The sequence below is a fragment of the Nitrospiria bacterium genome, assembly GCA_036397255.1.
In the GTDB taxonomy this organism is placed as follows: domain Bacteria; phylum Nitrospirota; class Nitrospiria; order DASWJH01; family DASWJH01; genus DASWJH01.
This window is the reverse complement of sequence record DASWJH010000009.1, coordinates 1-13,744: the sequence shown is the minus strand read 5'-3', so window position 1 is coordinate 13,744 and position 13,744 is coordinate 1. Positions and strand designations below refer to the sequence as shown.

At 44.7% G+C, this 13,744-nt stretch carries 9 protein-coding genes; 6 read left to right on the top strand and 3 right to left on the bottom strand.

The features are described 5' to 3' along the window. The 3 genes from VGB26_01230 to VGB26_01220 form a co-directional block, all read left to right on the top strand. A partial coding sequence (locus VGB26_01230) for a hypothetical protein (GenBank protein ID HEX9756403.1) occupies positions 1-265 on the top strand: 265 nt, incomplete at its 5' end. A 103-nt stretch (positions 266-368) separates the two neighbouring features. After that, a complete protein-coding gene (locus VGB26_01225; protein HEX9756402.1) occupies positions 369-1,853 on the top strand; it encodes a sigma-54-dependent Fis family transcriptional regulator in 1,485 nt (494 codons plus the stop codon). 1,109 nt (positions 1,854-2,962) lie between these two features. Beyond that, on the top strand, positions 2,963-4,732 hold the full coding sequence (locus VGB26_01220) for a M4 family metallopeptidase (GenBank protein ID HEX9756401.1): 1,770 nt from the start codon (positions 2,963-2,965) through the stop codon (positions 4,730-4,732). 82 nt (positions 4,733-4,814) lie between these two features. Here the strand turns inward: VGB26_01220 and VGB26_01215 are convergent, their stop codons facing one another. After that, complete coding sequence (locus VGB26_01215) at positions 4,815-5,084, bottom strand: hypothetical protein (protein ID HEX9756400.1); 270 nt, start codon at positions 5,082-5,084, stop codon at positions 4,815-4,817. Between the two features lie 482 nt (positions 5,085-5,566). On the opposite strand from VGB26_01215, the gene VGB26_01210 reads away from it, so the two are divergent. The 3 genes from VGB26_01210 to VGB26_01200 all read left to right on the top strand — a co-directional run bounded on the left by VGB26_01210 (position 5,567) and on the right by VGB26_01200 (position 11,655). Next, positions 5,567-8,431, top strand: coding sequence for a GAF domain-containing protein (locus VGB26_01210; protein HEX9756399.1), 2,865 nt, complete (start codon positions 5,567-5,569; stop codon positions 8,429-8,431). A gap of 306 nt (positions 8,432-8,737) precedes the next feature. Then, entirely contained in the window at positions 8,738-10,891 is a 2,154-nt protein-coding gene (locus VGB26_01205) for an adenylate/guanylate cyclase domain-containing protein (protein HEX9756398.1), read from the top strand. Continuing rightward, positions 10,888-11,655 carry a 3',5'-cyclic-nucleotide phosphodiesterase gene (locus VGB26_01200; protein ID HEX9756397.1) on the top strand — a complete coding sequence of 256 codons (768 nt, stop codon included), beginning with the start codon at positions 10,888-10,890 and terminating at the stop codon, positions 11,653-11,655. The genes VGB26_01205 and VGB26_01200 overlap by 4 nt, the downstream gene beginning before the upstream one ends. A 221-nt stretch (positions 11,656-11,876) precedes the next feature. Here VGB26_01200 and VGB26_01195 read toward each other — a convergent pair whose 3' ends face one another. Beyond that, positions 11,877-12,470, bottom strand: coding sequence for a cyclic nucleotide-binding domain-containing protein (locus tag VGB26_01195; GenBank protein HEX9756396.1), 594 nt, complete (start codon positions 12,468-12,470; stop codon positions 11,877-11,879). Positions 12,471-12,579: 109 nt separating this feature from the next. Then, positions 12,580-13,224 carry a LuxR C-terminal-related transcriptional regulator gene (locus VGB26_01190; protein ID HEX9756395.1) on the bottom strand — a complete coding sequence of 215 codons (645 nt, stop codon included), beginning with the start codon at positions 13,222-13,224 and terminating at the stop codon, positions 12,580-12,582. Positions 13,225-13,744: the final 520 nt, after the last annotated feature.

Here is a 13,744-nt window from a genome sequence, read left to right as displayed (position 1 = left end):
GAATATCAGATTGATCAAACGTCGCATCATCGGTCCCGTCTCTGCTTGTGTCCTGGATTCATCGTCAAACCAGGACCCCGTGAAAAAGGGGACAGGATACTTTTTCCTTCTTGACGTATGTCAACCATATCGGATTCCTGCTTTTGCGGGAATGACGAAGCAAGCTTCGGGGTATTCTATCCGAATGAGAATAAATTCTAGACTCGCCAATGTGGAATTTATCTTGTTGCTGAACATTGCTCCCATGCCTGAAACCCTTTCTTAAGGGTTGATTTCGGCAAATAATTTCCGTTGATTCTTTTGTTTTTGGGATTTAAAATACAGCTCCCATTAAAGTATCCTTCTTAAACTAAAGTAAGGGGGAAAATATGCCTCCTAAAAGCGATGAAATATCCTCTGAATTGATCAAAGCCAGCCTTTTAGTCAATTCAAGCCTTGATATCGAAAAGGTTTTGGAATCCATTCTCCAATCTGCAATGAAGTTAATTGAGTCCGAGGCGTGCAGCATTATGTTTTTGGACGAGGCCAAGCAGGACCTTCTTGTTTTCTTAGCCTTGGGTGAAAAGGGGAAAGAAATACAAAAACTGCACGTAAAAATGGGCCAAGGCGTTTGTGGTTGGGTGGCATCGAAAGGAAAAGGCATTATTGTGAATGATGTCTCTAAAGACCCACGGTTTTTCCCCGGATTTGACAATTTAACCGGTTTTAAAACCCGCTCAATCCTTTGTGCCCCCCTTGTGAATTTGGGCAAAGTCATCGGTATAATCGAATTGTTGAACGGACACAATCGTATTCCTTTTAAGGAAGAGGACATGCAACTGCTCTCAGCCTTTGCCTCACACGCAGCACTGGCTTGGACAAATGCAAAGCAATTTAACGACCTCAAAACGAAGCACGATGTTCTCTGGAATGAAGTTAAGGCGAAAAACCCTTTAGTCCTAGGGGAAAGCCCTTTGATTCATACCGCTGCTGAAAGAGCGAAAAAAGCCGCGGTAACCGATTCGACCATTCTGTTGTTGGGCGAAAGCGGAACTGGAAAGGAAGTTTTTTCACGTCAAATTCACCGGTGGAGCGATCGAGCCAATGGGCCTTTTATTCCAGTGAACTGCGTAGCTCTTTCAGAAGGATTGGTGGAGAGTGAACTGTTTGGCCATGAAAAAGGCGCCTTTACGGGAGCCCAGCATCAAAGAAAGGGTAAGCTAGAAATTGCGGACGGAGGTACGGTTTTTTTGGATGAAATTGGGGATATGAAGCCTTCTCTTCAGGTTAAGCTCCTGCGATTTCTCCAAGAAAAAGAATTTGAAAGAGTGGGTGGGAACGACCCAATCCGTGCAAATGTCCGGATCATCGCGGCAACCAATAGGAATTTAAAAAAGACCGTCGAAGAGGGTTCCTTTCGCAAAGACCTCTATTTTCGGCTTAACGTAATCCCGATCGAGCTTCCTTCCCTTAGAGAGCGGAAAGAAGATATATCCGCCCTTTCCAAGCACTTTCTTTGCCGGTTTCAGAATGAAACAAAAAGAGCGGGCCTCGATTTTTCACCGGAAGCACTGGAAGCTTTAACGGTCTATGATTGGCCCGGAAACGTCAGGGAGCTTGAAAACACCATCGAGCGAGCCGTCGTGCTCTCATCTGGAAATCAAATAAAACTCGAGGACTTGAACCTCCCTATTCATCAAGAGGCCCGAATGGAATCTTTTCTTCCTTTTCGTGACTCTGTCAAATCCTACAAAAAATACATTTTAACTAATGCCTTGGCAAAAACCAATGGGAACCGCATACAAGCTTCGAAACTGCTTAACCTTCAACCCTCATATCTTTCACGATTAATCAAAAATCTACAGATTCACTAAAACAACTCGTTGCCATATCTAATTTTCACCTACCCTTATCCTTTCGGATAATCTTTTCTTGTTCCACCAAAAACAATAAGTTTCTGGAACCAAAAAAGATAAAAGAAATAAGTCATTGTTTTATATATTATATTCACGCACTGTGTTGCCCAAAACTGGACGTCCTCGGCTGAAAAATATGACTGGCATTATTATTGCTCAATAGAAAAGATAAAACCATTTAGAAGACGGAGGGAGGTGAAGAGAATGTTAAACTTTATCAATTTTCTAATTATGGGAACCATGGGAGGGGTTATGATCGGAATGCTTTCAACACTTTAACATTCCAAATTCAGGTAGAAAAAAAAGAAAGGAGAAAGAAAAATGGTGAGTCAAACCAATTTTTTAATCATGGGGGCCATGGGGGCGTTCTTATTCGGAGTCTTATTCACCCTTTAGGATTCCGAGGTCAAGTGCGGGGGACACCAATTTTCCTCTCGAAGGAAAAAGGAATATAGACGGATGAGGTAAAAAATTGTGAATAGACCCCCGCTCATCCCATTCGTTTTCCACAAGGTATCTTCCCATTTAATTTAAGTTTCCTAATTTGGAAACGTACCCTCTGCTGGCACTGTTACGGATGAAAAAAAGAAAATTCGCTTTCTGAACGACCGGGAATAAATTAAAAAATTGCACCTAATGGTTGATGGCTTTCTGGGGGATCTCATAGTGAATGGGAGACAAATTAGCGGTTTTAAAAACCCAACAACTTTATCCAAAAAAAAAAGCAGATCCCAATTATCGAAAACACAAAATTGGTACTAGTTAAGGACTAAATTTTGGGAAATAGTACTAAAATAATACCAAAATAGTACCAAATTAATATTGACAAGTTAATCTATTTCAGCCATAAACGAAAAAATAAATAGGGAAAAAACAGGCGATGGAAGGACCTAAGGCTACCGATCCTTGGTATTCCTTAGAAGACAGCCGGACTGCTAAAGTGGCAATAGTTTATGGTTATTTGGGTGGCTCGTCTTTTTTTATTTCTTAAAAAAATAGGAATAAAGAATAAGAGGATAAGTGGTCATCCCTTTTTCCCCCATCGCCTTCTAAAAAAGGAGGGGAAAATGTATATATCCAAGTTCATAAGGTTTCTAATCCATCCCCGTATGGCACTTCTTGCGCTGGGGATTGTACTCACATTTTCTACAGTTGGCTACAGTGAACCTCCAAATTCTGATGTAGACCCGACCGAAAATCCATTCATCGATGTTGCCACCACGGGCGCCGAGCAAGCGCACGCCATGGAGGTCATGATGGATTGGATGAAGGACCAAGGCGTGGGAGACCCCCACGAGGAGTGGCACGAAACAATGGTCGTCAAAGATACCGGTGACATGTGGCACTTCAAAATGGACCAGATTTATCAGGACATCCCCGTTCTCGGAGGCCACCTTTCCATTCATATGAAGGACGGGTCGCTCCCGGATATGGACAATGGGGGAATGCATGGCCAGTACATGGCCGACTCTGCAGTTGACACCAATCCGAAAATTTCAATGGACGAGGCAATGCGCATCGTCCATAAAATGCTCAGGGAAGAGATTAGAAAACTCGGTGGCCAGGGTGCACAACGGGGCAACCAGCCCTCAGAAGATCTGCGAGGGAAGAATAGGCCTGACGGAGCACTCTTAGTGGATGGAAGCAGTCAGAAGGCCCATGGGGCTTTGGAAATTCACCCCGGAAGCGGCCCGGGAAACCGCAAACTGTCCTACCACATAAGCATGGAAGAGCACTCTGCAAATGGCCCTGTCATGCTCGAAGCCTGGGTATCGGCTAACGAAGGTAGCGAGGGCCAGATCCTCGAATTCTACAACAATGCACAGACTACCCATTGCATCAACGGAACCGGACAAACGTTCTACCAGGGAAGCCCTTCCTACTTCAAAATCGCCTATTGGCCCACCGCCGCCACCTACGTGTTGAATGACAACTGCCTGCGCATTGGGGTCTACGACATGTACGGCGGCACTTCGTCCACCTACCAAGCCAGCAGCAGCAATTCTACTTTTGGAAATTTTTCGCTTTCCAGCCGTGAAACAACCAACGCGGATACCTACTGGTCCACTGTTCAAACCAACAGCTTCTTTTATTACATTCTTGGGAGGAACTGGGTCGACGGCTCCGGCGGTCCGAGGGTTTACCAATCCGTGGATGGAAACGGCCCCCTCATCAGCGCGCGCAACCATTATGGTTCCAACTATAACAATGCGTTCTGGGACGGACAGAAGATCAACCTGGGTGATGGAAACGGCATTTCCTTCCGTTCGCTTACCACTCTGGATATCGTGGCCCATGAGTGGGTACATGGCTTAACGCAATTCACGGGTGGATTGATTTATAATGGTGAGTCTGGGGCGCTGAACGAATCCTTCTCGGACATCTTCGGTGCGATGGCCGAGAGGTACTGGAAAGGCGAATCCTCGAACACCTGGAAAATCGGTGAGGGGGCAAGGACCCCGCTGATCGCGGGGGATGCCCTTCGTTACATGGATCGACCTACGAACGACGGTGTCTCGAGAGACCATTATTCGCAACGCTACACGGGGAGCGCCGACAATGGGGGCGTTCACTGGAATTCCGGAATCCAGAACAACGCCTTTTATTTGCTGGCCACCGGAGGATGCCACCGCTTTGCAGGGTGCATGAGCGGATCAATCGGCGCAAACGCCGCCACACAGATCTTCTGGCGGGCGCTGCGCTACTACATCATCCCAACGGATAACTTCTTTTGGGCAAGGCGAACCACCCAGTGGGCAGCAGCCGATCTCTACGGATTCGGCAGCACCACCTACAACCGAGTCGTTGAGGCGTGGAACCGCGTGGGTGCGCCCTAAACAAGAAGGACACTTCGAAAAGGTTTGGTGATTTATTTGAGACGGTGGCATTCGCTGAAGCGGATGTCACCGTCTTTTTGCATCAAGGCAGGATTTGATCGTAAACGTCTTGCGCCCAACCTAAAATATCCTGCCGTTCCTCGTCAGTCGGCTTCCCAGTGCCGTTTCCCTTCAGAGTCAGGGTAACGGTCATGGCATCGGTCACGGGAGAATCTCTTGTCTCGATACCGACAGAGTCAAAGGACATCCTCCATTGATCCAGACGAACCAAATCCTCCTTGGAGAGCATGCCTGTCCGGCTTCCCCCTCCCGGCTTGCACGACCTGGCCCTGACCTCACCATTTGCTGACACGCTCATCTCATCACAGAAGCCCGCGATGCCCCCCTCGCGGCGCCAGGTCAGCACCACGCTTGATTCCCGCTCCTCCTGTCCTCCGGAGGAGAGCTGGTTCTGCTGACTAGTGGGACCTAGATCCTCCTGTTGCTGGCCACCAGCCGCAATAGGTGTTGAAATGGTCACGCTTGAAACAGGCTGACCGTCAAACGACCCTCTAGTGGCCGACCCAAATAGGAGGACCGAAGCAAAGCAAGCAATCGCCATAAATGTCTTTCGGCAGCGGGTTTTTGTTTTGGGCATGATTTGAAAACAGATCAAAATGCGTGGACCTCCTCAACCGGAACATTATCACACAGGAAAAACCTGAAAGACAACCCCTGGGCAAAAAGATCGGGGCCAAAAAATCCATCCTTGACAGGTTTAAATCAAAAAAGCTATCCTTCTAATATTATTAAAAAAATACAGCTTTGAAGCTCCCCAAAACATCAGGTGGTATTATGAACGACCTAAGAGAAACCATCCATCCTTTATCAAAAAAAATCGGTGAATATCTGCCTTGCGGAGAAAAAATCATTGGTCAGGCCATCGCTCAGCAAAAAAGAATGGCGCGGACGGGTTTGAACAAACGACTGGGAGAAGTGTTGCTGGAAACAAAGGCGGTCAATCAGGAAGATCTTTGGTCCGCAATTAATAAACAAAGGATTGATCGTTTAAAAAAATGCCAAGTTTTCTCCAATCTATCAGATGAAGATTTGGCGATCATCAGTCGCTCAGTCAAAGAACAAAGTGTGGGGGCAGGAAAAGAATTCATCTCTCAAGACACCCCTGGAAATTGTTTCTATGTGGTTGCCACTGGGCAGGTTTTGGTGTTTAGAAAAGGAGAGGACGGGGAAGAAATTCCCTTAGCTACCATCGAGCCGGGGGAATGTTTGGGAGAGATGGGATACTTCTCCAATGGAACCCGAACCGCATCGGTTCGTTGCCTGGAAGACACCCACCTTTTACAAATTAATTATTCCGATCTGGAGAAAACGTTTGATCGTGTTCCTTCTCTTGCAAAAAATGTTCTATCCATCGTGACCCAGCGGTTACGGTCGGTCAACCTTCGTTTTCAGGAAACGGTTCGAAAGACCCGGACCGTGGAAACCTCCCTCAGAGGTCTTCAAACCTTTTTAGACATGTCTGAAATTCTGGCTTTACGCCTCGACATTGAAGGACTCATTGACCGCGTCGTGCATTCTGCAAGCGGGGTGTTGAACGCTGAACGCGCCTCTTTGTTTCTGGTAGACCCCTTAACAGGGGAGCTATGGTCCAAGGTTGCCCAAGGCGAAGAGAGCCGGGAAATCAGGTTACCAGCGGGAACCGGTGTGGCCGGCTGGGCGGTTCAAAATGACCAATTGGTTAATATACCCGAAGCCTATCGGGACCAGCGTTTTAACCCAGAGGTGGATCATCAAACCGGGTTTCAAACCCGTTCCATTTTATGTGGCCCTGTAAAAAATCTGATGGGGGAGATTATTGGCGTAATCCAGGTTATTAACAAAAAAACCGGGATTTTCGATTCCACCGATGAAGGCCTTTTCAAGGCTTTTGCCTATCAAACCACCATTGCAGTTGAAAATTTTCGATTGTATCAGAAAATGCTTTCCAGTCACGAAAAAATGGCGGTTCTTTTGGATGTGACCACTTCGGTTTCTCAGACCTTAGACCTGAGGGTTCTCATTGCCAAAATTGTTGCAAAGATTTCTGAGGTTCTCCAAGCGGAAAGGAGTTCTCTCTTTCTCCTGGATCGAGAGGCAGGGGAACTTTGGTCTAAAGAAGCACAGGGGTCTGAGGTTGCTGAAATCCGTTTTCCTTCCACGGCAGGGTTGGCTGGGTACGTCGCAACAACGGGCGAAACCCTCAATATCAAAGAAGCCCATGAAGATTCCCGCTTCAATCCAGCTTTCGATCAGGAGACCGGTTTTAAAACGAAAAGTGTTCTTTGTGTCCCTTTAGTGAATAGGAACGGAGAAATTATAGGGGTCACACAGGCCATGAACAAAAAAACCGGTTCCTTTGAAGCATCTGATGAAACCCTGCTCCGCGCCCTTTCCTCTCAGTTGTCTGTCGCCCTGGAGAATGCCCAGCTTTATGAACAAACGGTCAATATGAAAAACTATTTGGAAAGTGTCCATGAAAGCATTTCAAATAGTATTCTCACCCTGGATAATCAATACCATGTGGTCACGGCCAATAGAGCCCTCCTATCTTTATTTCAAAAGGAACCCGGAGAGATTCTAAAAAACGATTTCCGGGGCCTGTTGCAACCCGGCAATGAATATTTAGTTCACCACATTGAACACGTTTATAAAACACACCGCGCCATTGTGGAATATGATGTCGAAATCAATTTTACCGGAGAGAGAAAACACTCAGTAAATCTCAATGTCCTGCCTCTTATTAACCATTCAGGAAATCATGAAGGGGTAATCTTGGTCATTGAGGATATCAGCCGAGAGAAGCGTGTCAAAAGCACTTTGGTCCGTTATATGGCAAAGGATATCGCGGAGAAATTACTGGAAGACACCGGGGGGCAACATTTGGGGGGTGTTCGAAATAAAGCCACCATTTTATTTTCAGATATTCGTGGGTTTACAGGAATGGCGGAAAGTCTTGATGCAGAAGATACCGTAGAGTTCCTAAACGATTATTTTACTCGAATGGTAGATGTGGTCTTTCAAAACAGAGGCATCCTGGATAAGTATATAGGGGATGCCCTCATGGCCGTTTTTGGCGTTCCTTATATCGCAGAGGACGATCCGGTAAGGGCGGTCCAATCCGCTCTGGAAATGACCACCGCATTAAAGGTATTAAACCAAAAAAGAAAGGAGGCCCTTCAGCCTCCGATTCGAATCGGCATCGGAATTAGCACCGGAGAGGTTCTCTCAGGAAACATCGGTTCGGAAAAAAGAATGGAGTTTACAGCCATTGGGGACGATGTAAATATTGCCTCCCGCTTAGAGAGCCTCAACAAAATTTATGGAACCAGTATCTTAATCAGCGAATCGACCCAGCGGGAAATTGCCCATCGTTTCGTAACCCGCCCCATAGATTATGTCCTGGTAAAGGGGAAAAAAGAACCCTTACAGGTTTTTGAGGTCCTTGGGGAACCCTCTTACCGGCTGACGAAAGCACAGGAATCATTTGGTGTGGGCCTTTCTGCCTACTACGAGGGAAATTTTTCAAAAGCATCCCTTTATTTTAGGAATAGTGCTGAAAATGACCCGCCTTCAAAAGTTTTTTTGGCCCGCTGCAATCATTTCCTGAAAAACCCACCCCCTTCGGATTGGAAAAATGTTTGGGAATGTTCCGAAAAATAAATTCCTTTTGCTTTAAGGCCAAAAAGAGTCAAAATTAAATCTCCCCCTATCTCCTTCCGATTTTAAAAATTTTTTAAATCCTGGCCGTTCTTGGTTTTCATTTAACTCAATCCACGGTATTCCCCAAGTTAAATCCACTATTTTACTCTTTGATCAAGGGCAACGCTTCAACCAAACCCCTTGGGTTTCCTCCTATTTTAAAAAAAACAAATGGAATGTCATTTATCACGTAAAGGTAAAATATTCATAAAATAAGTATAAAACCCTTGCTGGGGTATAGCGATATCAAGTATAGTACCGGGGAGAATGAAATCTCGTCGAGGAAAAAAAATAAGATGGCTCGCCCTGGCCCTGAGTGTTCTGATCACACTATTTTTTTTATATATCGATTTAATGAATCCTTCCTTTGCCAGAAATACATTGGATCTTCTAGAAAGCAAAACTCTGGATTTTCGGTTTCTCCTTCGAAATGCCCGTAATCCCGGCAAACCTAATCCCGATTTATTGATCATTGCCATAGATGAAAAAAGTCTAAAGGAGGTGGGAAGGTGGCCCTGGTCAAGAGGGTTAATGGCCCAATTGCTGGAAAAATTAGCCAAGGGTAAGCCCCGCGTGATTGGGGCGGATATTCTTTTCATTGAACCAGAGGTCTCAGAATCCATTGAAGTAATCCGTACCCTCAAACAGGACCTTTCTATTCAACCCTCCTCGAATTCTGGTATTTTAAAATCCCTACAGAAATTGGAAGAAACGGCAGATAAAGATACTCTGTTGGCCCAAGTGATCGGTACAGTGGGAATTGTCATTTTACCCACAGGAATGGAAGTGCATACCGAATATATGTTGGATAAAACGATAAAACCACCAGATGCCCCTGTTTCCCTGGTCAATTCTTCATTTGGGCTGGTTAAAAAATTAAGCGCCGAAAAAGTTTTTTACCCAATCGAAGCCCAAGTGGTCTCCCCACCCCTCCCGGCCCTGACCCGGAGGGCCCAAGCACTAGGCCATGTTTATTATCAACCCGACCGGGATGGGGTTTTACGTTGGGAATATCTGGTTCTCAAATACCGGGATGATTTTTACCCCTCTTTTGCCCTTCAAATTGCTCGGGCGGCTTTAGGATTAAAGAGAGAAGAAATGAAGCTGTGGTTGGGGGAAGCCGTTGAGATGGGAAACATTAAAATCCCTACCGATGAGCGCGGAAGGATGCTGGTAAATTACATCGGAAGAGAAGGGACTTTTCCCCTTATATCCGCCACGGATGTATTACACGATCGGATCCCATCAGATTTTTTTGGGGATAAAATTATCCTGATCGGTACCACCGCCGTAGGAACCTATGATTTAAAAGTCTCGCCACTTTCTGCCAATATGCCGGGAGTTGAAAAAAATGCCACGGTGGTCAATAACATTCTCAACCATCAATTTCTTCAAAGAACCCAAACCATGAAATTTTTGGATGCTTTTTTTATTCTGGCGTTTGGGGCAATCCTGTTTTTCTCCCTTCCTCGGTTGGGGGCCCTTCGGGGTGTTGCGCTTGCAGGGGTGCTTTTGATAGGGTATTTATTTTTAGCACAGTATTTATTTGAAAAAAAAGGGCTGTGGATTAATTTGCTTTATCCTTCATCCACCATTGTTTTTTCCTACACCTTTTTGACAGTCCTTCGATTTATGACCGAGGAGAAGCATGCTCAGGAGATCCGGCGTATTTTTTCAAATTATGTAAGTCCAAAGATGGTAGCCGAGTTGGTCAAAGACCCCGATAAGGCAAAGCTTGGCGGGGAGCGAAAGAAGTTAACGGTGTTATTTTCCGATGTTCGCGGTTTTACTGCTTTTTCTGAAAAACACCAACCGGAAGAGGTCGTGGCAACGTTAAATGAATATATGAACGCCATGACGGAGGTTATTTTTAGATGGGATGGAACCCTTGATAAATTTATAGGAGACGCCATTATGGTTTTTTGGGGCGCCCCATTGGATCAACACAACCACGCGGAGTTGGCCATTCGCTGCGCGCTGCATATGCAAAAAAGACTGGGCGAATTGCATCAGAAATGGGAGGCTGAAGGAAAAGACAGTCTGGATGCCGGAATTGGGATTCATACCGGCGAAATGGTTGTGGGAAATATGGGTGCGGAGGGACGAAAAATGGATTACACCGTAATCGGGGATAATGTGAACCTCGGCGCCCGTGTGGAATCTCTCACCAAAGAATACCAAGCCAACATTTTAATCACCGAAGCCACCTACCAGGAAGCCCAAGAGTTGATTGAAATCAAGGATCTCTTCCCCAAGGAACGGCGAAGGAGCACCAGCGAAATTTCTCATCGGGAAAAAAGAAAAAAGAGAATGAAAATCGGACATGCCCAATTTAAGGACCACGAACCCGTCAAGGTGAAGGGAAAGGATAAACCGGTTCGCGTTTTTGAAGTCATCGGTTTACAAGAGGAGAAAAAATGAAAATCAGGGTACTGGGTTGTCACGGGGCGGAGCTTCCCAATCATTGCACTTGCGGGTTTTTGATCAATCAATCGGTGTTATTGGACGGTGGAACCATTTGTACAACACTTACTATGAATGAACAAAAAAAGATTCGGTATGTCCTGCTATCCCATATTCATGCAGACCATATTAAGGGACTGCCCTTTTTATCAGAGAATCTGATCGGACAGAAGGGCCAAAAACCCGTTGTGATTATTAGCCTAGAAAAGGTACTGACCGGACTTCACAGGAACCTGTTTAATAACAAGATTTGGCCCGACTTCACTAAAATACCCACCGAAAAAAAACCGATTTTTCGTCTCAAACCCATTCGGGAAGGAGAAACCCTTCAGGTAGAAGGCTTCCAGGTCAAAGCGTTCCGGGTGAACCACACGGTTCCCTGCGCAGGTTTTCTTGTCCAACAAAAAAACACCAGCCTTCTCTACAGCGGCGATACCTACAAGACCCATAAAATCTGGAAAGCGGCCTCAACAACCAAAAATTTAAAAGCGGCCATGATTGAAACCTCTTTTCCAAATTCAATGGAAGGCTTGGCAAAAGCAAGTAAACACCTGACCCCCTCTCTTCTTTCTCAGGAGTTTTCAAAGATTGGGAAACTCCACCTTCCTCTTTTTATTTACCATATGAAACCCCGGTATCTCAAAACAATCCAAAAAGAACTCAAAAATTTAGGTTTGAAAAAATTGGTCATGCTAAAAGATGGGGTGGTTTTTAACATTTAGGAAAACGTGGCCGGCTTGGAAAATTTAGGACCTAGGAAGGATGTCTTTTTCCCAACGATCATATAAGCCTGAAAGGGGTGACCCCTCCCCTTCTGGGACGAGTTTTCCAAGGGCTCTGCCTCGGGGTGGTCCTTCACCAAGGAATAGTTTATTTTCAAATTCAATGGTTAACGGGGGGAAAAAAATTTTCGGAAAGGAAAAATTAAATAAATTTTAAAAACTTAATCGGGTTTTTGGATAATAATGTTGGCGTTTAAGTTGAGATTCTTAATTTTTTCCTCCAATTGAGCCGCAAGTTGAGCACAGCCCTCATTGGAGGTTTTGAGACGCGTGGCCAAAAGAAATATAACTTTGCTCAAAAGGTCCGGCAACTCACCAATTTCCTTCTCAAAAATTTTTAAATCACTGATCCTCTCCTTAAAACTTTCCAATTCTTGAAGCCGGGCGATCAAATGTCCGTTCAGCTCAGAGATATGGGCCAGCTCCTTTACCATGACACCAATTTTTATCCGTAACTCTGGGGACAGACGGTTTACCGCTTCCAAAAAAGTACTATTGGAAACCATTCCAACTTCCAAATTTCCGTCCGCGACCACCGTTGCGGAATTTTTAAACCTTCCAAGGAGGTTCATATCCCCGAAAATATCCCCTTTCTTCAGAGTCCCAATCTGTACCCGTTCTCCATTTATATTTTTAAGCACTTTTGCCTTTCCCACCTTTATTAAATAGGCATAGGAAGCACTCATTCCTTCCTCAAAAATAAGGTGGCCATCGGAAATCTTCTGAGTTCTATCAAAAATCTCATCCAAGTTCATTTCATTACTCAAAAAAAAACCTCAATTTTTAGTTTATTCCTCCGAACTCCAGGCTTTTTTTTGCCATTGAGTTGAAGGGCCAATACCAAATTCAGGGGGGAGAAAAGAATTATGTGGGTTGGTTTTGAACGGGCTTTAAATTTTTAGAACTCTCAATCATTCGGCTTTTGGAATCCCCATCTTTTGGCTGCAGAACTCGAGACACCACTCCAGCCCGGGTGTTGACCTTCAATTTCCGCATGATTTTATTCATATATTCCTTTACCGTTGATTCAGCAATCTCCAGGTCATTTCCGATCTCTTTATTGGTTAAACCGTTGACCAGCAGTTTAACCACTTGATACTCTCTCGGAGCGAGATTAAACCGTAACTGGACCTGTTCAAATTTAAATTTTTTCCGAAGGGAAACCTTATCGATTAACAAAAGATAATGTGCGGAATGGTTCTTTTTTTGATCCGCGATGATAAAGGCCCTCAATGAAAATTGACCACACCCCAAAACAATTATCTTTTTCAAATAAACAGCATCAGGACAACTGTTCCATGCAAACTGGTGCTGCCTTCTTTTAAGCTCCTCACATATTTTCAAGACGGGGGCGGGGACGCAAAATCCGTTTCTTTTATTTTCATTATTAAAAATCTCCCAAGCAATTTGATTGGCAAAGGTAACCTGATGTTGATTATTGAAGATGATGATTCCAGGATCTGAACGGTGGCGAGTCAGGTGACTAAGGTCTTGCAAAGGAAGGGTCATTTTTAAACCACATTTAAATTTTGGGCACCTTGAAAATAAAGGGTATTTTCCCTAGAGTAAACCTCTGAAATCAAAAGGCCATTTGACCCCTTTTTGTAGCATTTAATTCCAAAGGTGTCAATACTTTAATGAAATACTTACATCAACTTGCCCAATAAAACTCGGGATAAGGCGGACCACACAATTTTTTAAATAAAAACAAACATTTTTAAAACTTTTTTTGATTGAAATACCCTACTTTTTACCGGCTTTACCCAACTAACTAGGGGATACCCCTCGTTCCAATGGCCATGCCGTTACTCCTTTTGGACGAATTGTTATTTAAAAAAGATTTATGTATTGATATACCCATCGGGAGGGCCCGTGCCTCCTTTTTAATTAAGGGTCTTCGTGAAATCGAGTGGGTAAAAATTGTTAAAAAGTGTTTAAGGTCCATACAGGGCAAGGGTCAAGTCAAAGTCATTCTGTGGTTGAAGCCTTTGAAGTATTAGAGGTTCCTGCAAAATCCAGTTCGTCATTC